We start from the raw sequence: 24,075 nt of genomic DNA, 5'->3' as shown, positions 1-24,075 counted from the left end.
TCAGGGCTTGCTGCTCCTGGCTTCCTTGCCGCCACCGAGTTCGGCGGTCTTGGCATCGACCGCTTCGCGCAGCGCCTTGCCCGGCTTGAAGTGCGGCACCCGCTTTTCGGGAATCTGAACGCTTTCGCCCGAACGCGGGTTGCGGCCGATGCGCGGCGGACGCCGGCTGACCGAAAAGCTGCCGAAACCGCGGATCTCGATGCGATGCCCGCGCACCAGCGCGTCGCTCATCGCGTCGAGGATGGTCTTGACGGCGTATTCGGCATCGCGGTGCGTCAGCTGCGCAAAGCGCGCTGCGAGTTCTTCGACGAGGTCAGAGCGGGTCATAGGCCAAACAAAAACGTGGACGAAAAAAAAGACAGAGCGGCCCCAGGGCCTGCTCTGTCTTCTGGCTCAGCTTACTTGCTGTCGTTGTTGTCGAGCTTGGCGCGCAGCAGGGCGCCCAGGCTCGTCGTGCCCGCGTTTTCGCGTGCCGACTGCTGGCTCAGGTTGGCCATGGCGCCTTGTTCGTCGACCATGTCCTTCTGCTTGATCGACAGCTGGATGTTGCGGGTCTTGCGATCCACATTCAGCACGATGGCAGTGACTTCGTCGCCTTCCTTCAGCACGTTGCGGGCATCTTCCACGCGGTCGCGCGAGATTTCCGAAGCACGCAGGTAGCCGAGGATGTCTTCGCCGAGGTCGATTTCAGCGCCGCGGGCGTCAACCGTCTTGACCTTGCCGGTCACGATCTGGCCCTTGTCGTTCACCGTGGTGAACGTGGTGAACGGGTCGCTATCGAGCTGCTTGATGCCCAGGCTGATGCGCTCGCGGTCGACGTCGACTGCCAGCACGATGGCTTCGACTTCCTGGCCCTTCTTGTAGTTGCGAACGGCGGTTTCGCCAGCTTCGTTCCACGAGAGGTCCGAGAGGTGAACCAGGCCGTCGATGCCGGCAGCCAGACCCACGAACACGCCGAAGTCGGTGATGGACTTGATCGGGCCCTTGACGCGGTCGCCGCGCTTGGTGTTTTGCGCGAACTCTTGCCACGGGTTGGCCTTGCACTGCTTCATGCCCAGGCTGATGCGGCGCTTGTCTTCGTCGATTTCGAGGACCATGACTTCGACTTCGTCGCCCAGCGAGACGATCTTGTTCGGAGCGATGTTCTTGTTGGTCCAGTCCATTTCGGAAACGTGCACCAGGCCTTCGATGCCGGGTTCGAGTTCGACGAACGCGCCGTAGTCGGCAATGTTCGTGACCTTGCCGAACAGGCGGGTCGATTGCGGGTAGCGGCGCGAAACGCCCATCCATGGGTCGTCGCCCATTTGCTTGAGACCCAGCGAGACACGGTTCTTCTCGGTGTCGAACTTAAGGATCTTGGCGGTGATTTCCTGGCCGGCCTGAACGACTTCGCTCGGGTGGCGGACGCGGCGCCATGCCATGTCGGTGATGTGCAGCAGGCCGTCGATGCCGCCGAGGTCGACGAACGCACCGTATTCGGTGATGTTCTTGACGACACCGCGCACGACTGCGCCTTCCTTCAGGGTTTCCATCAGCTTGGCGCGCTCTTCGCCCATGCTGGCTTCGACCACGGCACGGCGCGACAACACGACATTGTTGCGCTTGCGGTCGAGCTTGATGACCTTGAATTCCATGGTCTTGTTTTCGTACGGCGTCAGATCCTTGATCGGACGCGTATCGATCAGCGAGCCCGGCAGGAATGCGCGGATGCCGTTGACGAGCACCGTGAGGCCGCCCTTGACCTTGCCGCTGGTGGTGCCGGTGACGAAGTCGCCGGATTCCAGGGCCTTCTCGAGCGCGAGCCACGAGGCCAGACGCTTGGCGGTGTCGCGCGAGAGGATGGTGTCGCCGTAGCCGTTTTCAACGCTGCCGATGGCAACGGAAACGAAATCGCCGGCCTGGACTTCGAGTTCGCCCTTGTCGTTCTTGAACTCCTCGATCGGCACGTACGCTTCGGACTTGAGGCCGGCGTTGACGACGACGTGGTTGTGTTCGACACGCACGACTTCGGCCGTGATGACCTCGCCGGTGCGCATTTCGGAACGCTTCAGGGACTCTTCGAATAGGTCGGCAAAAGATTCAGACATTTATGGTTCCTTCCGTCAGGCAGGGTTGGCAGGCGCTCATGCGAAATTGCGTGCGGCTGCTGTAGGTCTGGAGACGGCGGTTTTGTGGGCTTTTTGGATATAAACCCGGGTTGGTTGAACAACCAGCCGGCCGGTGCGCTGTCGCGCGAGAAGAGCCTGCTGGAGCGGTATGCGCCACCCGGAACACCCGGCTGGCGCGAGCCTTCAAGCGGACTTGAAAGGCTGTACTTGCTGCCACCAGTTCAACACCGTATCGATCGATTGTTCGATGGACAGCTGGGAGTTGTCGAGGTGGCGCGCATCCTGCGCCGGCTTGAGAGGTGCAACGCTGCGGGACGAGTCCCTGGCGTCGCGCGCTTCCAAGTCGGAGCGAAGACTGTCAAGTGTAGTCGAAATACCCTTTGAAATCAACTGCTTATGCCGGCGCTCGGCCCGCTGGGCGGCGCTGGCCGTCAGGAACACCTTGAGCTCTGCATCGGGGAAGATCACGGTGCCCATGTCGCGCCCGTCGGCCACTAGGCCGGGAAGCTGCCGAAACCGCTGCTGCAGGGCCAAAAGTGCCTCGCGCACCGCGGGAAGCGTGGAAACGCGCGAGGCGTCCATGCCCGCGGCTTCGGTGCGGATTTCATCGCTCACATCTTCGCCGGCCAGCAAGACCTTGCCCTCGGCAAAGTGCAGGGGCAGGGTGCGCGCCATGGCGGCAATCTGCGCTTCGTGCTGCGAATCGGCGCTGAGCCCGGCGCGCCGCATGGCCAGTCCGGTGACGCGATAGAGCGAGCCGGAATCCAGGTAGTGGTAGCCCAGCAGGCGCGCCACCTCGGCGGCGAGGGTGCCCTTGCCCGAGGCGGTGGGACCGTCGATGCAGATCACGGGTATTTCCGTGGCCTCGGCAACCGAGAACAGGGTTTCGAAGTAGTCCGGAAAGGTCTTGGCGACGCAATGCGGCTCGAGAATGCGCACCGGTACCCGGGCCGGGTTGAACGCCGCGAGCGAGAAGCACATCGCCACGCGATGGTCGTCGTAGGTGCGGATAGCGGCAGCCTGCCAATCGGCCGGCGCGAGCGGATGCACCCGGATGAAATCGGGGCCGGATTCAACGGTGCCGCCAAGCTTTCTCAGCTCGTTGGCCATGGCGTCGATGCGATCGGTTTCCTTGACCCGCCAGCTCGCAATGTTGCGCAAGGTGCTCGGGCCGTCGGCATAGAGCGCCATCACGGCCAGCGTCATCGCGGCATCGGGAATATGGTTCGCGTCCAGGTCGATGGCCTTGAGCGGCCAGGCGCCGCGGCGCACTTCGAGCCAGTTGGGCCCGCTGTCGACCTGCGCGCCCATTTGCCGGGCCGCGTCGATGAAGCGGATGTCGCCCTGGATCGAATCTGCGCCGACGCCTTCGATCCGGAGGCCGTCGCCGCCCGAACTGCCGGCGGCAATGGCCCCGAGCGCTATGAAATAGCTGGCGGAGGACGCGTCGGCCTCGACGTGGATATCGCCCGGCGAGCTGTAGCTGCTGCCGGCCGGAATGGTGAAGCGCTCCCAGCCGTCGCGCCGCACCGTGATGCCGAAGCGCGCGAGCAGGTTCAGCGTGATCTCGATGTACGGCTTGGAGATGAGTTCGCCCACCACCTCGATGACGATGTCCTTGCGGGCGGCGAGCGGCAGTGCCAGCAGCAGGGCGGTGAGAAACTGGCTCGACACGTCGCCCCGTACGCGAATGGGCACATCGAGCACCAGCGCGCCGTGATCGACCGGGCTGATGCGCAGCGGCGGGTAGCCAGGGTTGCCGAGGTAATCGATGCGGCAGCCGAGCTGGGTCAGCGCATCGACCAGATCGCCGATCGGCCGCTCATGCATGCGCGGGACGCCGCTCAGTTCGAAATCACCGCCGAGCAGCGACAGGGCCGCGGTCAGCGGGCGCATCGCGGTGCCGGCGTTGCCGAGGAAAAGCGGAAGCAGCTTGCCCTTGGACTTCAGTTGCCCGCCGATGCCGGTCACACGCAGCGTGCTGCCCGCGGCGTCGATGCCGCAGCCGAGCGCGCGCAGCGCATCGAGCATCACGCGGGTGTCGTCGGAGTCGAGCAGGTCGTGGATGGTGGTGGTGCCGCTCGCGAGCGCGGCCAACAGCAGCACGCGGTTCGTAATGCTCTTGGAGCCCGGCAGCTGAACGGTGCCCGCAGCCGCGGCCAGCGGGGGAATGTCGAGGAATGCCGTCGAGAACATGTCAGGAGTCCTGGGAGGCGTCGGTGTTGGGCTGCCAGGCGGCGCGCGCCTTTTTCGCGGCGGCAATCGACTGTTCCAGCGCCTGGGCGTCGGCGGCGCCCATCAGCGCTTCGAGGTCGAGCAGTGCCTTGCGGAAGGCCTGCGACTGCAGCAGCACCTGCTCGCGGTTGGCGAGCAGCACGTCGCGCCACATCACCGGGTCGCTGGCCGCAATGCGAGAAAAATCGCGAAAACCCGGCCCGGCAAGGCTCAGGAAGCGGTCGCCCTGCGGCTGCGCGATAAGGGCGTTGACATAGGCAAAGGCCAGCAGGTGCGGCAAATGACTCACGGCGGCGAAGGCACTGTCGTGCTCTTCGTGCGTCATGGTGACCACGTTGGCGCCGATGCCGCTCCAGAGCTGCGAAGCCCGTTGCACGTTGGAACGCAGCGTAGCCTTGACGGGCGTCAGCACGACCTTGCGACCGGTGTAAAGCGAGGCCTCGGCATGTTCGATGCCCGACACCTCCTTGCCGGCGATCGGGTGGGCCGGAACGAAGTTGGCGAACTGGCTTTGCAGGCCATTGCGCGCGGCTTCGATCACGTCGCCCTTGGTCGAACCGACGTCCATGACCAGCGTATCGCTCGACATCCCGTGGCGGATGGCCCTGAAGGTGGCTTCCGACGCAGCCACCGGCACCGCGAGCAGCACCAGGTCTGCCCCTGAGACCGCGAGCAGCGCCGAGGGCGCCACCACGTCGATCACGCCGAGCTGGCGGGCCCGCTCGGTGGTGGAAGGCGACTTGCTGTAGCCGACGACCCGTTTCACAAGCTTTGCGCGCTTGAGCGCAAGCGCAAAGGAGCCGCCCATGAGGCCGCAGCCGATCAATCCCAATTGCTCGAACATGGTGCGCGTCCGGCTCAGGCTTTGACGGGATAGGCGCCAAGCACCTTGTAGAAGGCGCAGAGGCCGCGCAGTTCGGCCAGTGCCGCAGCCACATTGGGCTGCGAAGGATGGCCGTCGAGGTCGATGTAGAAGTAGTACTCCCACTGGCCGGTGCGCGCGGGGCGCGACTCGAAACGGGTCATGGACACGTTGTTGAGCTTCAGCGGCACCAGCAGGTCATGCACGGCGCCGGGGCGGTTGGGTACGGAAACGATCAGGCTCGTGCAATCGCGCCCCGATGCCGGCGGCATGGCGAGCGTCTGGGGCAGGCAGATCACGGAGAAGCGGGTGCGGTTGTACGAGTCGTCCTGGATGGCGTGCGCAACGATGTGCAGGCCGAAGCGGGTGGCGGCGCGTTCACCGGCCAGCGCAGCCCAGGCCGGGTTCGTCGCCGCGAGCCGCGCGCCTTCGGCGTTGCTTGAGACCGCCCGCCGCTCGGCGTTGGGCAGGTGCTTCGAAAGCCAGGTCTGGCACTGCGCAAGCGCTTGCGGATGGGCGAGCACCGCTTCCACCCCGTCGAGCGTGTTGCTGCTGCGCAAAAGATGGTGCCGCACCAGCAGGCTGACCTCGCCGACCACGTGGGTGGGCGAATGCAGGAACAGGTCGAGCGAACGTGTGACCACGCCTTCGGTCGAGTTTTCGACGCCCACCACGCCGTATTGGGCGCTGCCGGCCGCCGTGGCATGAAACACCTCGTCGAAGCTGGCGCAATAGATGAGGTCGGCGGCACCGCCGAAGTATTCGATGGCGGCCTGCTCGCAGAAGGTGCCCTCGGGGCCCAGCACGGCAACGCGCTGCGGCGATTCGAGCGCCAGGCAGGCCGACATGATCTCGCGCCAGATGGCAGCCACATGCAGGTCCTTGAGCGGGCCTGCATTGCTCTTTTGCATCTTCTCGATGACTTGCGCCACGCGATCGGGGCGGAAAAACGGCGTGCCTTCGCGCTTCTTGACCTCGCCGACCAGCTCTGCCACATGGGCCCGCTCGTTGAGCAGGCTGAGCAGTTGCTGGTCGAGCGAATCGATCTGCACGCGCAGACCGGCAAGGCTTTCGGAGTTGTCGGGAGAAGAGGGCGGTGTTGGAGCGGAGGCGGTCATCGGTGCGAGCAGCTGGGCATGCGCCTAGGCATGCGATCGCTCGAATTCTCGCATGTAGCTCACAAGTGCCTGTACGCCTTCCAGCGGCATGGCGTTGTAGATGCTCGCACGCATGCCGCCGACCGACTTGTGGCCCTTGAGCTGCAGCAGGCCGGCTTCCCGGGCGCCCGCCAGAAAGGCGTCGTTGCGGCTTTCATCGGCCAGGAAAAAGGGCACGTTCATGCGCGAGCGGCAACTCGGGTCGATCTTGTTCACGTAGAACGAAGACGCGTCGATGAACCCGTACAGCAGGCTCGCCTTGGCGATGTTGCGCTGTTCGATGGCGGCCACGCCCGTGAGCGCGCCTTCGGTCTGCTGCAGCAGCCACTGGAAAGTGAGCCCGGCCATGTAGATGCCCCACGTCGGCGGGGTGTTGTACATGGACTTGTTGTCGGCCACGATCTTGTAGTTGAACGCACTCGGGCAGATTTCGAGCGCATGGCCGAGCAGGTCGTCGCGCACGATGACGAGCGTGAGGCCGGCCGGCCCGAGGTTCTTTTGCGCGCCGCCGAATGCAAGGCCGACGCGGCTCCAGTCGACGCTGCGCGAGGCCACGTGAGACGAAAAATCGATGACCAGCGGCGCGTTGCTGCCAAGGGCCGCAAGATCGGGCAGCTGCTGGAACTCGATGCCGTTGATCGTCTCGTTGGTGCACAGGTGCACGTACGAGGCGTCTTGGCTCAGCTGCCAGGTCGAGGGATCTGGCAGCCTGGTGTGATGGTCGCCTGCGTTACTTGCGGCGACGTGCGCAGTGCAATAGCGCTGCGCTTCTTTCTGGGACTTGATGCTCCAACTGCCGGTGATCACGAAGTCGGCGGTTTTACCGCGCGACAGGTTCATCGGCACGATGGCGTTTTCGCCCAGCCCGCCACCCTGCATGAACAGGATGTGGAAGTTCTCGGGTACAGCCAGCAGCGTGCGGATGTCGGCTTCGGCCTGGGTGCAGATCGCACCGAACTCCTTGCCGCGATGGCTCATTTCCATCACGCTCATGCCGCTGCCCTGCCAGTCGAGCATTTCGGAGGCGGCGCGTTGCAGCACCGCCTCCGGCATGGCGGCCGGACCTGCGGAAAAATTGAATGGACGCGTGCCGACCGGCTTGGGCTGCTGCTGAGTCACGTCACTTCTTGGCGGGAGCCTTGGCCGGGGCCTTGGCGGGAGCGGCGCCTTGCTGGCCGCCGGTGGGTGCACCCAGTGCCTTGGCCACGTTTTCGTCGAGCGCGCGCATCTTCGGTTCGATGGTGGCGCGCGTTTCGGTCACGAGCTTTTCGGTCAGCGCGGTCTGCATCTTGGGGTTGAGTTCCTGATACTTCTTGCTGAGCGGCGAGTTGATCCAGGCCAGCAGCTGCTTGAGTTCGTCTTCGGTGAAGTTCTGCTCGAGCAGCGGGGTCAGGGCAACGGGTGCCAGTTGCACGGCCTTGTCGCGCACGATCGGGTAGGCGTCGTCGAAGTACTTCTTGAGTTCGGCGTCGGCGGCCTTGGCAGCCGATTCACGCTTGGCTTCGGGCACCTGCGTTTGCAGGTACTGGGAGCCGGCTTGCGCAATTGGAGAGCTCGATTGCTCGACCAGGCCGCGTGCCAACGACTCGATGCCGGGGCGCTGCACGTCGATGAACTGCTTGATGAGCGCAGCTTTGTCCTGGGCCATGGCGGCCATCGAGCTGCCAGCCAGGGCGACAGTCAGAAGTGCGAGCTTGAATTTTTTCACTGAGGGTTCTCCGTTGAAGATATGGAAGTATCGTCTGCGCCCGGCTCGATCTCGCCGTTGGCGTCGTTCTCGACGATACGCTGTAGCCCGCTTAGTTTGGCGCCTTCGTCGAGCCCGATCAGCGTGACGCCTTGCGTTGCGCGACCTAGTTCACGAATCTCGGCAACCCGGGTGCGCACAAGCACGCCCTTGTCGGTGATGAGCATGATCTCATCGTCCGCATGCACGAGGGTGGCGGCAACGACCTTGCCGTTGCGCTCACTCTGTTGAATCGCAATCATGCCTTTGGTTCCGCGGCCATGACGCGTGTACTCGGTAATGCTTGTACGCTTTCCGTAACCATTTTCGGTGGCGGTGAGCACGCTTTGCTGCTCGTCCTCGGCCACCAGCATGGCGATGACGCCTTGTCCAGGGTCGAGCGACATGCCGCGCACGCCGCGCGCGTTGCGGCCCAGCGGACGCACGTCTTCTTCGTCGAAGCGCACGGCCTTGCCGCCGTCGCTGAACAGCATCACGTCGTGCTTGCCGTCGGTGAGCGCCGCGCCGATGAGGTAGTCGCCTTCATCGAGGTTCACGGCAATGATGCCGCCCTTGCGGGGGTTGTTGAATTCGTCGAGCGTGGTCTTCTTGACCGTACCCATCGAGGTGGCCATGAACACGTACTGGTCGGCCGGGAAGTTGCGCTTTTCGCCGGTGAGCGCGAGCGCCACGTTGATCTTCTCGCCCTCTTGCAGCGGAAACATGTTGACGATGGGCCGCCCGCGCGATCCGCGGGAGCCCGCGGGCACTTCCCACACCTTGAGCCAGTACAGCCGGCCGCGGTTGGAGAAGCACAGGATGTAGTCGTGCGTATTGGCGATGAAGAGCTGGTCGATCCAGTCGTCTTCCTTGGTCACGGTGGCCTGCTTGCCGCGCCCGCCGCGCTTTTGCGCGCGGTACTCGTTCAACGGCTGGCTCTTGATGTAGCCGCTGTGTGAAAGCGTGACCACCATGTCGGTGGGCGTGATCAGGTCTTCGGTCGAGAGATCGTAGGCGCTGTGCTCGACCAGGCTGCGGCGCGCGCCGAGCTTCGATTGGCCGAACTCCTGCTTGATGGTGCCAAGCTCTTCACCAATGATGACCGAGACGCGTTCAGGCTTGGCAAGGATGTCGAGCAGGTCGTCGATCTCGGCCATGACCTCCTTGTATTCGGCAACGATCTTGTCCTGCTCGAGGCCGGTGAGGCGTTGCAGGCGCATTTGCAGGATTTCTTGCGCCTGGGTTTCCGACAGGCGATAGAGGCCGTCGGAGCCCATGCCGAATTCGCGCTCGAGGCCTTCCGGCCGGTAGTCGTCGGCATTGACCACGCCGCCGTCGGCGCGTGAACGCGTGAGCATCTCGCGCACCAGCTTGCTGTCCCAGCTGCGGGTCATGAGCTCGGCCTTGGCAACGGGCGGCGTCGGCGCGTTGCGGATGATCGAGATGAACTCGTCGATGTTGGCCAGCGCCACCGCCAGGCCTTCGAGCACGTGGCCGCGTTCGCGGGCCTTGCGCAGCGTGAACACGGTGCGGCGCGTGACCACTTCGCGGCGGTGCTGCAGGAAGACCTCGATCAGGTCCTTCAGGTTGCACAGCTTGGGCTGGCCGTCGACCAGCGCCACCATGTTGATGCCGAAGGTGTCCTGCAGCTGCGTCTGCTTGTAGAGGTTGTTGAGCACCACTTCGGGTACTTCGCCGCGCTTGAGCTCGATGACAAGGCGCATGCCCGACTTGTCGGACTCGTCCTGGATGTGGCTGATGCCTTCGATCTTCTTCTCGTGCACCAGCTCGGCCATGCGCTCCTGCAGCGTCTTCTTGTTGACCTGGTAGGGGAGCTCGTCGACGATGATCGCCTGGCGTTGGCCGCGGTCGATGTCCTCGAAGTGGCACTTGGCGCGCATGACCACCTTGCCGCGGCCGGTGCGGTAGCCGTCTCTCACGCCATTGATGCCGTAGATGATGCCGGCGGTGGGGAAGTCGGGCGCCGGCACGATTTCCATCAGCTCGTCGATGGTGGCCTGCGGATTGCGCAGCATGTGCAGGCAGGCGTCCACCACCTCATTGAGATTGTGCGGCGGAATATTGGTGGCCATGCCCACCGCAATACCGCCGGAGCCATTCACCAGCAAATTAGGCAGTTTGCTCGGCAGGACCTTGGGTTCTTTTTCGGAACCGTCGTAATTGTCTTGAAAATCGACCGTTTCCTTGTCGATATCGGCCAGCATTTCGTGCGCAATTTTGGCAAGCCGGATTTCCGTATACCGCATTGCGGCCGCGTTGTCTCCGTCGACCGAGCCGAAGTTACCTTGTCCGTCCACCAGCATATGGCGCATGGAAAAGTCCTGCGCCAGCCGCACGATGGTGTCGTAGACCGACTGGTCGCCGTGCGGGTGGTACTTACCGATCACGTCGCCCACGATGCGGGCGGACTTCTTATATGCACGGTTCCAGTCGTTGTTGAGCTCGTGCATGGCGTACAGCACGCGCCGGTGCACGGGCTTGAGGCCGTCGCGGGCGTCGGGAAGCGCTCGGCCCACGATCACGCTCATGGCGTAATCGAGATAGCTGCTGCGCATTTCCTCTTCAAGACTGATGGGCAGGGTTTCTTTGGCGAAGGAGGTCATGAGCGAGAGGCTGGCGGCAGAAGGCGGAATTTTACGCTGTGAGGGGTGTCGTACCGCCGCAACACAAGGCCGCTATTCCGCCTCCGTCCTACGCTTCCGGGAGGCGCTGCGGGCTGTTTGCCAAAGACCCTATGGCACAATCGCCTCAACGTTTTGGGTGGTGGTCACTTAAAGCGTCCTTGATTCGCAGCGCGGCTGCGGCTTTTTCCCCAAGAGGAGAACCATGAAGAAACTGAATAAAGTGGCGATGATGTTTGCAGTCGCTGCGCTCGCCACTGCCGCCGGCGCGCAGACCCGTGTCACCGCTGCGAATGGCGGTCCTACGATCGACAACTGGCAAAACGGCACCGGCGAACTGGTTTGGAAGAACGGCACGAACGAACTGTGCTGGCGTGATGCCAACTGGACGCCGGCTACCGCCGCCGCCGGTTGCGACGGTGCTCTGGTTCCGGCAGCTCCCGCTGCAGTGGCTCCCACCCCGGGCGCACCGGCTCCTACGCCTGCTCCGCAAGTCGCTGCTTCGAAGGTTACCTTCGCTGCTGACGCATTCTTCGACTTCGACAAGTCGGTTCTCAAGCCTGAAGGTCGCGCCAAGCTGACCGACCTGGTCTCGAAGATCCGTGACGTCAACCTGGAAGTGATCATTGCCGTGGGTCATACCGACTCGATCGGTTCTGACTCCTACAACCAGCGTCTGTCGGTGCGTCGCGCCGAAGCCGTCAAGGCCTTCCTGGTCTCGCGCGGCATCGAACGCAACCGCGTCTACACCGAAGGCAAGGGCGAGAAGCAGCCTGTTGCGGACAACCGCACCAAGGAAGGCCGCGCCAAGAACCGCCGCGTGGAAATCGAAGTGGTCGGCACCCGCGCCACCCGCTGATTCGATTGAATCGCTAAAAGAAAACCCCGCCTCGGCGGGGTTTTTTTATGCCTGTCGAATTCCTCGGGGCGGTCCCAACCGTCTTTCCAGTGCTCGCGGCGCAATCTCCGTTTCATAATCGGGGCATGACAGATAACGTGAATGCCGATCCGGCGGAACTTGCCAAGTTTTCCGAACTTGCTCATCGCTGGTGGGATTTGGACAGCGAATTCCGTCCGCTCCACGAAATCAATCCGCTTCGCCTGGAATGGATTGACGGTATTGCGCCGATTTCGCAGCGCAAGGTGCTCGATATTGGCTGCGGCGGAGGAATCCTCGCCGATTCGATGGCCCGAAAAGGCGCCGATGTGCTCGGCATCGACCTGGCGAGCAAAGCGCTCAAGGTTGCCAAGCTGCACGCGCTCGAGGCCGAAACCAAGGGCGTCAAATACCGCGAGATCAGCGCCGAGGCATTGGCCGCGGAGCAACCGGGCAGTTTCGACGTCGTGACCTGCATGGAAATGCTCGAACACGTGCCGGAGCCCGCTTCGATCGTTCAGGCCTGCGCCACCTTGGTCAAACCGGGCGGTTGGGTGTTCTTTTCCACCATCAACCGCAATCTGAAGTCTTTCATGCTGGCGATCGTCGGCGCCGAATATGTCCTGGGCATGTTGCCGCGCGGCACGCACGAGTATGCAAAGCTGATCCGGCCCAGCGAGCTTGCAGCCCATTGCCGCGCCGCCGGGCTCGACTTGCGCCATACGCGGGGCATGGAGCACAACCCGTTGACGCGGCGCTACTGGCTCAGCGGCGACACCAGCGTCAACTATATGTTCGCAACGCAAAAACCGGCCTCGGCGACGGGATCCCAAGCGTGAGCGGCGCAGCAGTGCAAGCCGTGCTGTTCGACCTGGACGGCACGCTGATCGACAGCGCGCCCGATCTCGGCGCCGCGGCCGACAAGATGCGTACTGACCGGGGCCTCGAGTCGTACCCGCTGGAGCGCTACCGCTACATGGCGGGCGCTGGTGCGCGGGGCATGCTCGGCGTGGCCTTCGGCATCACACCCGACGCGCCGGAATTTCCGCAGTTGAGGGAAGAGTTCTTCGTTGCCTACGAAAACCGCATGCTGCTCAACACGCATGTGTTCGACGGCGTACAGGCGCTCATCGACGCCATCCGCGCGCGCGGGCTGGCGTGGGGCGTGGTCACCAACAAGTCGGCAAGATTTACCGATCCGCTGACCCGCGCGATTCCTCTTTTCGAGAGCGCGGGCGCTATCGTGAGCGGGGATACGACGCCGTTCTCCAAGCCGCACCCCGAGCCCTTGCATGAAGCGGCACGCCGGCTTGGAATCCCGTCGAGTGCCTGCATCTATGTGGGAGACGACGAGCGCGACATCATCGCGGGCCGCGCCGCCGGCATGAAAACCGTGGCGGCAACCTACGGCTACATGGGGCCGCAGGCCGACGCCACGCTCTGGGAAGCGGACGCCGCAATATCTTCGCCCATGGAGCTCTTGCAGTTTCTCAACCCGGCCTAAAATACGGGTCTTGGGGCTGCACTGGTTTCGACGTGGGTTCGGAGTCGCAGCGGGGCATGTCGAGCTGAATGCGCTCGTAAAACAGATTCAAACAAACTAACTGCAAACGACGAACGTTTCGCACTCGCTGCTTAATTGCCAGTGAGCCTTGCAACAGTTGGCCGATGGGCTGGGCAAGGGGGTCTGGAGCAATCCTGACCTCCCGGCTGCAAGGATAATTACATGGGCTGGCTCCGATCCGGGTACCTTGGGTCGGGGCGAGAAAATAGGGTGCTGGCGTCCGGTTTAGCGTGTGACTGCGCGACTCCGGATGCGAGACTTAAATCAGATCACTAAACATGTAGAACTGCGCGATGAAGGCTTGCGGACGGGGGTTCAAATCCCCCCAGCTCCACCATTCATCACAAAAAAGCCAACCTTCGACAGGTTGGCTTTTTTTTGCCTGGGCGCAAGGCTATAGTCAGCGGGCGCTGTCACGCCGCCATCGCTGTCTGCTCCTCGCAAAGGGCATCGCTGCCCGTCTGACCCAAAAAAGGACGCCGTGCCCGATTCACTGACTTCGACTCTCACCAGCTACTACGACGAGGTGCCCTACGAGTCGCATCCGTTCCCGCAAACCGCTGTCGAGCACCTGGAAGCCCTGGCTTTCCTGTTCGGTCTCGAAGCGCCGCCGCCGGCCAAGGCGCGAGTGCTCGAACTCGGCTGCGCGGCAGGCGGCAACCTGATTCCGTTTGCGGCGCGCCATCCTGAATCAAGCGCCCTGGGCCTCGATTTGTCGAAGGTGCAGGTGGAGCAGGGCCTCACGGCCATTTCGCGCGCCGGATTGCCGAACGTGGAGCTGCGGGCATTCAATCTCGCGGAGGTCGATGCCTCGTTCGGCCAGTTCGACTACATCATCTGCCACGGTGTCTACAGCTGGGTGCCCGGGCCGGTGCAGTATGCGATCCTGCGCGTGTGCTCCGAGAACCTTGCGCCCAATGGCGTGGCTTATGTCAGCTACAACGTGTACCCGGGCTGGAAGGCGAGGGAGATCGTGCGCGACGCGATGATCCTGCGCGGCGCTCCGCGCGACACGCCCGAAGAAAAGCTGTCTTATGCGCGCGGCATGCTCGAATTTCTCGAGCAGTCGGCGCGGCCGGACAGCGTTCTGAAGAAAACGCTCGAGGAGACGATGCCCATCGTGCGCGGCTCCAGCGGCTATTACCTGCTGCATGAATTTCTCGAACCTTGCAATGCGCCGTGCTACTTCAAGGAGTTTGTGGCGCGTGCCGAGGCGAACGGCCTGAGCTACCTGGCAGACGCGGAGCCTTCCACGATGTTCGTGCAGAACTACGGAGAGAAGGTACGAGAGCCGCTGCTGCGCGAATGCGGCGGCAGCCAGATTCTCATGGAGCAGTATCTCGACTTCCTGGTCAACCGCACTTTTCGCCAGACCTTGCTGGTGAAACAGGGCCGCGCCGCCGATATCCGCTACCGGCTCGACCCGGTCCGGATCCGCAGTCTTGAATTCGCGGGCGTGTTCGCCGCCGAGGACGGCACTGCATTGACGCTCGATGCACGCGAGCAGTCTTGTAATGCGCTGCGCAACCTGAAGGTCACGCTGCGCCTTCCGGTGCACAAAGCCGCGGCCCAGGCGCTCGATTCGAACTATCCGGCCAGCCTGTCGCTCGAGGCGCTGGTTGCCTCGGTTCTCGCCGCAACGGGCGAGCCCCGTACCTCGGTCGAACCCATCGTGATGTCGATGCTCGAGGAATTGCTGATCCTCGGCGCGGTTCGGATCCGGCGTACACCGGTGCGGGCCGCAACGCAGGTGTCCGCGCTGCCGCTGGCGTTGCCGTCCGTACGCACCGCGCCGGGCCTGGCGCTGTCCGCTGCGAACTCAGCCACTGTCTGCAACCAATGGCATGAATCCATGGGCCTCTCCGCGCTGGAGCGCTGCCTTTTGCCGCTGCTCGATGGCGCGCATTCGCACGGCATGCTGGCCGACTATCTCGCGGCCGAGGTGGAGGCCGGCCGCCTGCGCTTCGTTCACAACGACAAGCCGCTGACCGATCCCTCCCTGCTGAAGGAATTTGCGCTCAAACAAGTGGAGCTCGGCTTGAGCGACCTGCGGCGCAAGGCGCTGCTCGTTGCCTGACGGCCTGGTGCTTGCCGTTTCTCACTACAAGATTCAAGAAGGGATTTTCTCCATGCAGCAATTCCAATGGACTCCGACATTGCGCGCCGCCGTCGCGGCCGCGCTCGTGCTCACCGGCGCGGGCGCTTCGCACGCCGCATCGCAGGCGCCCGTTGCGGCCGAGCACGGCATGGTCGTGAGCGCGCAGCATCTGGCCACCAAGGTGGGCGTCGACGTTCTCAAGCGCGGCGGCAACGCCGTCGATGCCGCGGTGGCCGTGGGCTATGCGCTGGCGGTGGTGTATCCGGCGGCCGGCAACCTCGGCGGCGGCGGTTTCATGACCGTGCAACTGGCCGACGGCCGCAAGACCTTTCTCGATTTCCGCGAGAAAGCGCCCCTGGCCGCGACGCCCAACATGTACCTCGACAAGGACGGCAACGTCATCAAGGGCCTGAGCACCAACGGCCACCTGGCCGTGGGCGTGCCGGGCACCGTTTCGGGCATGGAATACGCGCGCGAGAAATACGGCACCATGAAGCGCGCCGACCTGATCGCGCCTTCGATCCAGCTGGCCGACCAGGGCTTTGCGCTGGAGCAGGGCGACATCGACATGCTGCGCACCTCCACCAACGACTTCAAGAAAGACCCGGTCTCCGGCGCCATCTTCCTGAACAAGGGCGAGCCTTTCGCGGTCGGCCAGAAGCTGGTGCAGAAAGACCTTGCCAAGACGCTGCGCGCAGTCAGCGCCAAGGGTGTCGACGGCTTCTACAAGGGCTGGGTGGGGCAGGCGATCGTCGCCTCCAGCCAGGCCGGCAAGGGCATCATCACCCAGGCCGACCTCGACCAGTACAAGACGCGCGAGCTGGCGCCGGTCGAGTGCGACTACCGCGGCTACCGTGTAGTGTCGGCGCCGCCGCCGAGCTCGGGCGGCGTGATCATCTGCGAGATGCTCAACATCCTCGAGGGCTACCCGCTCAAGGACCTGGGCTTCCGCTCGGCCGAAGCCGTGCACTACCAGATCGAGGCCATGCGCCATGCCTATGTGGACCGCAACAGCTACCTGGGCGACCCGGACTTCGTGAAGAACCCGCTCGACCGCCTGCTTGACAAGGGCTATGCCGAGAAGATCCGCGCGGCCATCGACCCCAAGAAGGCCGGTGTCTCCAAGGACCTCAAGCCCGGCGTTGCGCCGCACGAAGGCAGCAACACCACGCACTATTCCATCACTGACCAGCAGGGCAATGCGGTGTCGGTCACCTACACGCTGAACGACTGGTTCGGCGCCAAGGTCACTGCCGACAAGACCGGCGTGCTGCTGAACAACGAGATGGACGACTTCACCGCCAAGATCGGCGTGCCCAACATGTACGGCCTAGTGCAGGGTGAGGCCAATGCCATCGCCCCGGGCAAGCGCCCGCTGAGTTCGATGAGCCCGACCATCGTCTCGAAGGACGGCAAGCCGGTGTTCGTGGTCGGTACGCCGGGCGGCAGCCGCATCATCACGGCCGTGCTCCACACCATCCTGAACGTGGTCGACTACGGCATGAACGTGCAGGAAGCCGTCGATGCGCCGCGCTTCCACCAGCAATGGCTGCCTGACGTGACCAACGTCGAAACCTTTGCCATCAGCCCCGACACCCGCAAGATCCTGACCGACATGGGCCACAACCTGGGCGTTCCCCAGCCGGCCAACCACATGGCGGCGATCATCGTCGGCGCGCCGTCGCTGGGCGGCAAGCCGGTGGGCGCCAACCGCTTCTACGGCGCCAACGACCCGCGCCGCAACACCGGCCTTGCCGCCGGCTACTGACCCTGCAAACCAAAGGCGGTCGTGCCATGCCGGCGCGGCCGCTTTTTTTCATTTCCATGCACCTGCAAGACATCCTCTATTCCCAAGGCTTCGGCACGCGGCGCGTGTGCGCGGGGCTGATCCAGCAAGGCCACGTGACCATCGGCGGCAAAACCACCGACGACCCCTTCGACGACCTCGATCCGGAGGGCCTGCTTTTCACCGTGCAGGGCACCGAATGGGCGTATCACGAGAAGGCCTACCTGATGCTGCACAAGCCGGCCGGAACCGAGTGCTCGCAAAAGCCTTCCACCTATCCGAGCATCTACACGCTGCTGCCGTCGCCGCTGCGTCTTCGGCCCAACAAGGGCGCGGTGCAGGGCGTGCAGGCCATCGGCAGGCTCGATCAGGACACGACCGGGCTGCTGTTGCTGACGGACGACGGCCAGTTCATCCACAAGATGGGCTCGCCCAAGCACCATGTTCCGAAGGTCTACGAGGTCACGGCCAAGCACCCGGTGGACGCTGCGCAAATCGAAAAACTGCTGGCCGGCGTGGTGCTCGACGACGATCCGAAGCCGGTGCGCGCCGCCGCCTGCGAGTCGGACAGCCCGCTGCACCTGCGGCTGACGCTCACCGAAGGCAAATACCACCAGGTCAAGCGCATGCTGGCGGCCGTGGGCAACCGGGTCGAAGGGCTGCACCGCTCGCGCATCGGGCAACTGGCGCTGCCCGAAGACCTGGCACCGGGCCAATGGCGATGGCTCACGGCCGAACAGGTCGCGGCATTGCGTGCAAAAACAACGGTATAGGCGTTGCAAACACTGCCGGTCAGCCGCCGGTCGGGTCGGGCCGTTGATAATCGAAAGCACTCTTTCGGAACTTCCCCTTGCGATTCCTTGCCCGACCGAATGGCCGCCTTGCGGCCTTCCTGTTTTCTTGCCTGACGGTCTGGGCGGCACAATCCGCCGCCGCTGCGCCCCCCGAACCCCCGCCGATCTTCGTGCTCAATTCGCTCGACGCCAGCGTCAGCGTGATCAATCCGGTCGACTGGACTGAAAAGCAGCGCATCGCCACCGGCAAGGAACCGCACCACATCTACATGACGCCCGACGAAAAGTCGGTCATCGTGGCCAATTCGGCGGGCGACTCGCTGACTTTTCTCAACCCGAGAACGGCCGAAGTGCAGCGGGTGGTCTACGGCATCATCGATCCGTACCAGCTGCAGTTCTCGCGCGACATGAAGTGGTTCGTCACGGCGGCCAACCGGCTCAATCACGTCGACGTCTACCGCTGGGACGGCAAGGACCTGAAGCTCGTCAAGCGCATTGCCACCGGCAAGACGCCCAGCCACATCTGGATCGACCACACCAGCACCGTCGCCTACGTGACCATGCAGGACAGCGACGAGCTCATCGCCGTCGACCTGGCGACGCAGACCATCCGCTGGCGCACCACCACCGGCGCCATGCCGGCCGACATCTACGGCGTGCACAACGACAGGACCCTGCTCGTGGGCCTGACCGGCAGCGACGGCGTGCAGGTGTTCGACGTGGCGGGCGCCGAGCCCAAGCTGGTCGGCAAGATCCTGACAGGCAAGGGTGCCCACGCCTTCCGTTCGGCCGGCGACGGCAAGAGCGTCTTCGTGAGCAACCGCGTGGCCAACACCATCAGCCGCATCGACCTGGCGACGCTCAAGGTCAGCGCCACCTACGCGGTTCCGGGCGGCCCCGACTGCATGGATGTGTCCGCCGACGGCAAGACGCTGTACGTCACCTCGCGCTGGGCCAAGAAGCTCAGCGTGATCGACCTGGACAGCCAGAAGGTCGTGCGCCAGGTCAATGTCGGCCGTTCGCCGCACGGCGTCTGGACCCTGGCCCATGCGAAAAGAATCTGAACGGGTTCCGTCGGCAAGCCGGCAAGGCCGGTTCCGCGGTGTTCCAGGAGTTGTCTTCGCCGTCGCCTGTGCCGCCATGCCGGCTGCCTGGGCGCAGGGCGCCTCGTGCGAAAAGCCGGTCTACCTGACCTTCGACACCGGCCACATGGGCGTTGCTCCGCTGGTGGCCGACGTGCTCAAGCGCCAGAACGTACGCGTTACCTTCTTTGCCGCCGCCGAGCGCACCCAGACCGATGGCGACAGCCTCGACAGCCACTGGGCGCCATGGTGGAAGGCGAGGGCGGCCGAAGGCCATGAATTCGCCTCGCACACCTACGACCACGCGTACTGGCGCGGCGATCTCAAGGGCGTGGCGCCGAGCTTCCGCATCAAGCCCTCGTCGGGAGCGTTCGCGGGCCGCGAGTTCACCTGGAGCGCGGCCGAGTACTGCGCCAACATCGGCAAGGCGTCCGAGCGGCTGGCTTTCATCACCGGCAAGAAGCCGCTGCCGCTGTACCGCGCGCCGGGCGGCAAGACCTCGCCCCGCCTGCTCGCCGCGGCCAAGGCCTGCGGCTTCGAGCATGTGGGCTGGTCGCCGGCCGGCTTCCTGGGCGACGAGCTGCCGAGCGAGAAGTTCAGCAACGAAAAGCTCCTGGCGCAGGCGCTGGATACCATCCGCCCCGGCGACATCCTGCTCGCGCACCTGGGCATCTGGTCGCGCAAGGACCCGTGGGCGCCGGCCAATCTCGAGCCGCTGATCGTCGGCCTCAAGGCCAAGGGCTTCTGCTTCGAAACGTTGCGCCAGCATCCGCAATACCGCGCCTGGATCGCATCCCACCCTTGAGGCTGTCGTCGTGATCGATTGGTTGACGGACTCTTTTTCCGCGCTGCAGGGCTGGTTCTTCGAGACGCTGATCCAGCCGCTGGTGTTCGCGGTCGGCCTCGGCGGCTGGACCGAAGACGCCTTCGACGCCACCGGCTGGCTGCTGGTCGGGTTCATTCAAGTCGCGGTGCTGCTCATGGTCATCGGACCGCTGCAGCGCTGGCGCGCCGTCGAACCGGTCACCGACCGCCGCGCCATCCGCATCGACATTCTCTACACGCTGATCCATCGCCTCGGCCTGTTCCGGCTGACCATGTTCTTCACGCTCGAGCCGCTGTTCGACGAAGCCATCGGGAGCCTGCGCATCGCGGGCTGGGGCACGTTTCACCTCGATGAAGCCTGGCCCGGCGTCACCGACGTGCCGTGGGTCGCCTTTGCGATCTATCTGGTGGTGCTCGACTTCGTGGGTTACTGGATCCATCGTGGCCAGCACCAGCTCAACTGGTGGTGGGGCCTGCATTCGCTGCACCATTCGCAGCGCCAGATGACCATGTGGAGCGACGACCGCAACCACTTGCTCGACGACATCGTGCATGACACGCTCATCGTCATCGTGGCGCAGCTCATCGGCGTGGCGCCCGGCCAGTTCATTGCGTTCGTCGCGTTCACGCAGCTCAGCGAAAGCCTGCAGCACGCCAACCTGAAGCTCGGATTTGGCGCCATCGGCGAGCGGCTGTGGATCAGCCCGCGCTTTCACCGGCTGCACCACAGCATCGGGCTGGGCCACGAGTCGCGCGGCGCCCATACGCTGGGCGGCCACAATTTCGGCGTGCTGCTGCCCTGGTGGGACATGCTTTTTCGCACGGCCAACTTCGAGAAGCGCTACGACCCGACCGGCATCCGCGACCAGGTCGAGCCCGCCGCCGATGGCCGGGTGCGCGACTACGGCAGCGGCTTCTGGGCCCAGCAGTGGCTCGGGCTGAAGCGGATGGTCGGCCGCGGCTGACCGCCCGGGCGGCGCCCAGGCGTTATCCTTCGCACCCAATGCGTCTGCTTCTCGACTCTTTCTGGCGTGCCGTTGCCTATTGCATGCTGCCGCGCGTGATCGTGCTGTCTTTGCTGCCGCTCGCCCTGATGGTGCTGCTGGCCGCAGGCTTCGGCTATTTCTACTGGGACGCGACGGTGGCATGGACGCGCGAGGCGCTCGAGGCCTGGCCCCTGCTGGCGAGCTTCTGGGGCTGGATCGGGCGGCTCTTTTCGGGCGATGTCACGGCCATGCTGGCACCGCTCGTGGTGGTGTTTGCCGCCACGCCGCTGATCGTGGTGGTTTCGCTGGTCATCGTGGCCGGTTTGATGGCGCCTCCGTTGACCGCACTGGTGGCGCACCGCCGCTTCCCCACCCTCGAGCGTAAGAAGGGCGCATCGTTTTTCGGCAGCGTGGCGCGGTCGCTGGGCCTGACGGTGCTGGCGCTGGTGGCGCTCGTCGTCTCGATGCCGCTCTGGCTCATTCCGCCGCTGGTGCTCATCCTGCCGCCGCTGATCTGGGGCTGGCTCACCTACCGCGTGATGAGCTTCGACGCGCTGGCCGAACACGCAAGCCCCGAAGAGCGGGCCACGCTCCTGCGCGCGCACCGCCTGCCGCTGCTGTGCATCGGCGTGCTGTGCGGCTACCTGGGCGCCGCGCCCAGCATCGTCTGGGCATCGGGCCTGCTGTTCGCCGCTGCCTTCTTCGTGCTGGTGCCGCTCGCGATCTGGATCTATACGCTGGTATTCGCCTTCTCATCGCTCTGGTTCGGCCACTACTGCCTCGATGCCCTGGCGCAGCTGCGGGCGCAGCGTGCGGCAGCCGTGGCTTCGTCCGGCGGCGCACCGGCCATCGAAGCCGACCAGGCCGTTCTTTCTCAATGGAAATCCCCATGACCCGCGCATTCGGCCTGATCGTCGTCGGAGACGAAATTCTTTCGGGCAAACGTGCCGACAAGCACATGCCCAAGGTCATCGAACTGCTCGCCGCCCGCGGCCTGCAGCTTGGCTGGGCCGAATACGTTGGCGACGAACCCACGCGCATCACGGCCGCGCTCGGCCGGGCCTTTGCTTCGGGCGACATCGTTTTCTCGACCGGCGGCATTGGCGCCACGCCGGACGACCACACCCGCCAATGCGCCGCTCAGGCGCTGCGGGTGCCGCTCGAACTGCACCCCGAGGCCGAACTGCTGATTCGCGAACGCATGCAGGACACGGCGCGCGAGCAGGGCATTGCCTACGAGCCCGACCGGCCCGACAACATTCACCGCCTCAACATGGGCGTGTTTCCCAAGGGCGCGACGATCATCCGCAACCCCTACAACAAGATTCCGGGCTTCAGCGTCGATCACGTCCATTTCGTGCCCGGCTTTCCCGTCATGGCCTGGCCGATGATCGAATCGGTGCTCGACAGCCGCTACGCCGACATGTTCACCAGCGGCCAGTCGGCGGAAAAGTCGGTCATCGTTTTTGGTGCGATGGAGGCAACCCTCACACCGCTGATGCAAGCCATCGAAGCCACGCATGCCGGCGTCAAGGTGTTCAGCCTGCCGAGCGTCGACCATCCCCAATATGGCCGGCACATCGAACTCGGCGTCAAAGGCGACCCGGTGCTGCTCGATGCCGCCTATTCCCAGCTGATCGAAGGGTTGCACGCCTTTGATGCCAAGCTTGGCCCAGAATTGGTGCGCTGAAATCGAGAGCACCAAATTGGTGATTATTCGCCTTCTTTTGGGGTTTGTACCCGTCGCCGGAGCCTCTCCGCAAGGGGCGACAATGGCACAGAAACTGCATCCCCCGTCCCTGTATTCCTAACCACCATCCAACTCAGGAGAAACTGATGGCAAAGACCGTCGCCGATGTACTCAAGCTCGTCAAGGAAAACGAGGTCAAGTTCATCGACTTCCGCTTCACCGACACCCGTGGCAAAGAGCAGCACGTGACCGTGCCGGTCTCGGCATTCGATGAAGACAAATTCACCTCGGGCCACGCGTTCGACGGCTCGTCCATTGCTGGCTGGAAGGGAATCGAAGCTTCGGACATGCAGCTCATGCCCGACCCGAACACTGCCAACATCGACCCCTTCTTCGAAGAAACGACGCTGATCCTGACCTGCGACGTGATCGACCCGGCCGACGGCAAGGCCTACGAGCGCGACCCGCGTTCGCTCGCCAAGCGCGCCGAGGCGTACATGAAGGCTTCGGGCCTGGGCGACACCGCCTACTTCGGTCCGGAACCCGAATTCTTCGTGTTCGACGGCGTTCGCTGGAAGAACGACATGTCGGGCTGCTTCGTCAAGATCGAGTCCGAAGAAGCCTCGTGGAACACCGACAAGGAATACGAGCACGGCAACACCGGCCATCGCCCGGCAGTCAAGGGCGGCTACTTCCCGGTTCCCCCGGTCGACAGCTTCCAGGACATGCGCTCGGAAATGTGCCTGGTGCTCGAATCGCTGGGCATTCCGGTCGAAGTGCATCACCATGAAGTGGCCAACGCCGGCCAGATGGAGCTCGGCACCAAGTTCAGCACGCTGGTTCAGCGCGCCGACTGGGTCCAGCTGCAGAAGTACGTGATCCACAACGTGGCCCATGCCTACGGCAAGACCGCCACCTTCATGCCCAAGCCCATCGTCGGCGACAACGGCTCCGGCATGCACGTGCACCAGTCGGTCTGGAAGGACGGCAAGAACCTGTTCGCCGGCGACGGCTATGCAGGCCTCTCGGACTTCGCGCTGCACTACATCGGCGGCATCATCAAGCACGCCCGTGCCCTGAACGCCATCACGAACCCCGGCACCAACAGCTACAAGCGCCTGGTGCCCGGCTTCGAAGCCCCGGTGAAGCTGGCCTACTCGGCCAAGAACCGCTCGGCCTCGATCCGCATCCCGTTCGTGGCCAACCCGAAGGGCCGCCGCGTCGAAGCGCGTTTCCCCGATCCGCTGATGAACCCGTACCTCGGCTTTGCTGCACTGCTGATGGCCGGCCTCGACGGCGTGGAAAACAAGATCCATCCGGGCGAAGCCGCCAGCAAGGACCTGTACCACCTGCCGCCGGAAGAAGACGCGCTGATCCCGACCGTGTGCCACAGCCTCGACCAGGCTCTGGAATACCTCGACAAGGACCGTGCGTTCCTGACCAAGGGCGGCGTGTTCACCGACGCGTACATCGATGCGTACATCGAACTGAAGATGCAGGAAGTCACGCGCTTCCGCATGGCGACCCATCCGGTCGAGTTCGACATGTACTACTCGCTCTAAGTCGGCGGGCGCAAGCCCCTGACGGGTAAGTAAGACAGAAAGGACGGCTTCGGCCGTCCTTTTTGCTTGGCGCGGAACATC

General features: G+C 64.1%; 20 protein-coding genes and 1 other RNA gene. 13 read left to right on the top strand and 8 right to left on the bottom strand.

Annotated features, from left to right (window positions below):
• From V9L20_RS02800 to gyrA, 8 genes are all read right to left on the bottom strand, one after another.
• The gene (locus V9L20_RS02800; RefSeq protein ID WP_258505049.1) at window positions 1-327 is read right to left on the bottom strand and encodes an integration host factor subunit beta; all 327 of its coding nucleotides are present in this window, start codon (window positions 325-327) and stop codon (window positions 1-3) included.
• A 71-nt stretch (window positions 328-398) separates the two neighbouring features.
• Window positions 399-2,087 (bottom strand): 30S ribosomal protein S1, encoded by a 1,689-nt coding sequence (gene rpsA, locus V9L20_RS02795; RefSeq protein WP_126747498.1) that lies wholly within the window; start codon window positions 2,085-2,087, stop codon window positions 399-401.
• Window positions 2,088-2,291: 204 nt separating this feature from the next.
• The gene (locus V9L20_RS02790; protein ID WP_337295408.1) at window positions 2,292-4,304 is read right to left on the bottom strand and encodes a bifunctional 3-phosphoshikimate 1-carboxyvinyltransferase/cytidylate kinase; all 2,013 of its coding nucleotides are present in this window, start codon (window positions 4,302-4,304) and stop codon (window positions 2,292-2,294) included.
• Between the two features lies 1 nt (window position 4,305).
• Complete coding sequence (locus tag V9L20_RS02785; protein WP_337295407.1) at window positions 4,306-5,187, bottom strand: prephenate dehydrogenase; 882 nt, start codon at window positions 5,185-5,187, stop codon at window positions 4,306-4,308.
• Between the two features lie 14 nt (window positions 5,188-5,201).
• Window positions 5,202-6,323: a prephenate dehydratase gene (gene pheA, locus V9L20_RS02780; RefSeq protein WP_157613000.1), complete on the bottom strand. Its 1,122-nt coding sequence runs from the start codon at window positions 6,321-6,323 to the stop codon at window positions 5,202-5,204.
• 24 nt (window positions 6,324-6,347) lie between these two features.
• Entirely contained in the window at window positions 6,348-7,481 is a 1,134-nt protein-coding gene (gene serC, locus V9L20_RS02775) for a 3-phosphoserine/phosphohydroxythreonine transaminase (RefSeq protein ID WP_337295406.1), read from the bottom strand.
• Between the two features lies 1 nt (window position 7,482).
• Window positions 7,483-8,070, bottom strand: coding sequence for a DUF2059 domain-containing protein (locus V9L20_RS02770; protein ID WP_258505055.1), 588 nt, complete (start codon window positions 8,068-8,070; stop codon window positions 7,483-7,485).
• Window positions 8,067-10,712: a DNA gyrase subunit A gene (gene gyrA / locus V9L20_RS02765; RefSeq protein ID WP_337295405.1), complete on the bottom strand. Its 2,646-nt coding sequence runs from the start codon at window positions 10,710-10,712 to the stop codon at window positions 8,067-8,069. The genes V9L20_RS02770 and gyrA overlap by 4 nt, the downstream gene beginning before the upstream one ends.
• 223 nt (window positions 10,713-10,935) lie before the next feature.
• On the opposite strand from gyrA, the gene ompA reads away from it, so the two are divergent.
• The 13 genes from ompA (at window position 10,936) to glnA (ending at window position 23,994) form a co-directional block, all read left to right on the top strand.
• Complete coding sequence (gene ompA / locus V9L20_RS02760; RefSeq protein ID WP_126747491.1) at window positions 10,936-11,589, top strand: outer membrane protein OmpA; 654 nt, start codon at window positions 10,936-10,938, stop codon at window positions 11,587-11,589.
• A gap of 125 nt (window positions 11,590-11,714) precedes the next feature.
• Window positions 11,715-12,446, top strand: a complete 732-nt coding sequence (gene ubiG / locus V9L20_RS02755; RefSeq protein WP_337295404.1) for a bifunctional 2-polyprenyl-6-hydroxyphenol methylase/3-demethylubiquinol 3-O-methyltransferase UbiG — start codon at window positions 11,715-11,717, stop codon at window positions 12,444-12,446.
• Window positions 12,443-13,111: an HAD-IA family hydrolase gene (locus V9L20_RS02750; RefSeq protein ID WP_337295403.1), complete on the top strand. Its 669-nt coding sequence runs from the start codon at window positions 12,443-12,445 to the stop codon at window positions 13,109-13,111. The genes ubiG and V9L20_RS02750 overlap by 4 nt, the downstream gene beginning before the upstream one ends.
• A gap of 12 nt (window positions 13,112-13,123) precedes the next feature.
• Window positions 13,124-13,508, top strand: a transfer-messenger RNA (tmRNA) gene (ssrA, locus tag V9L20_RS02745).
• Between the two features lie 144 nt (window positions 13,509-13,652).
• The gene (locus tag V9L20_RS02740) at window positions 13,653-15,248 is read left to right on the top strand and encodes a class I SAM-dependent methyltransferase (RefSeq protein ID WP_337295402.1); all 1,596 of its coding nucleotides are present in this window, start codon (window positions 13,653-13,655) and stop codon (window positions 15,246-15,248) included.
• Window positions 15,249-15,300: 52 nt separating this feature from the next.
• Window positions 15,301-17,037, top strand: coding sequence for a gamma-glutamyltransferase (gene ggt, locus V9L20_RS02735; protein ID WP_337295401.1), 1,737 nt, complete (start codon window positions 15,301-15,303; stop codon window positions 17,035-17,037).
• A gap of 56 nt (window positions 17,038-17,093) precedes the next feature.
• Entirely contained in the window at window positions 17,094-17,828 is a 735-nt protein-coding gene (locus V9L20_RS02730; protein ID WP_337295400.1) for a pseudouridine synthase, read from the top strand.
• A 77-nt stretch (window positions 17,829-17,905) separates the two neighbouring features.
• Window positions 17,906-18,913 carry a YncE family protein gene (locus V9L20_RS02725; RefSeq protein ID WP_337295399.1) on the top strand — a complete coding sequence of 336 codons (1,008 nt, stop codon included), beginning with the start codon at window positions 17,906-17,908 and terminating at the stop codon, window positions 18,911-18,913.
• Between the two features lie 76 nt (window positions 18,914-18,989).
• The gene (locus tag V9L20_RS02720) at window positions 18,990-19,736 is read left to right on the top strand and encodes a polysaccharide deacetylase family protein (RefSeq protein ID WP_337295398.1); all 747 of its coding nucleotides are present in this window, start codon (window positions 18,990-18,992) and stop codon (window positions 19,734-19,736) included.
• Between the two features lie 10 nt (window positions 19,737-19,746).
• Window positions 19,747-20,721, top strand: coding sequence for a sterol desaturase family protein (locus V9L20_RS02715; protein WP_337295397.1), 975 nt, complete (start codon window positions 19,747-19,749; stop codon window positions 20,719-20,721).
• Between the two features lie 38 nt (window positions 20,722-20,759).
• The gene (locus V9L20_RS02710; RefSeq protein WP_337295396.1) at window positions 20,760-21,635 is read left to right on the top strand and encodes an EI24 domain-containing protein; all 876 of its coding nucleotides are present in this window, start codon (window positions 20,760-20,762) and stop codon (window positions 21,633-21,635) included.
• The gene (locus tag V9L20_RS02705) at window positions 21,632-22,432 is read left to right on the top strand and encodes a competence/damage-inducible protein A (protein ID WP_337295395.1); all 801 of its coding nucleotides are present in this window, start codon (window positions 21,632-21,634) and stop codon (window positions 22,430-22,432) included. Before V9L20_RS02710 ends, V9L20_RS02705 begins: the two co-directional genes overlap by 4 nt.
• A 146-nt stretch (window positions 22,433-22,578) precedes the next feature.
• A complete protein-coding gene (glnA, locus tag V9L20_RS02700) occupies window positions 22,579-23,994 on the top strand; it encodes a type I glutamate--ammonia ligase (protein WP_126747480.1) in 1,416 nt (471 codons plus the stop codon).
• Window positions 23,995-24,075 lie beyond the last annotated feature (81 nt).

The sequence above is a fragment of the Variovorax sp. CCNWLW225 genome (assembly GCF_037204045.1).
Lineage (GTDB): Bacteria > Pseudomonadota > Gammaproteobacteria > Burkholderiales > Burkholderiaceae_C > Variovorax.
This window is presented reverse-complemented; position numbering and strand designations above follow the sequence as displayed.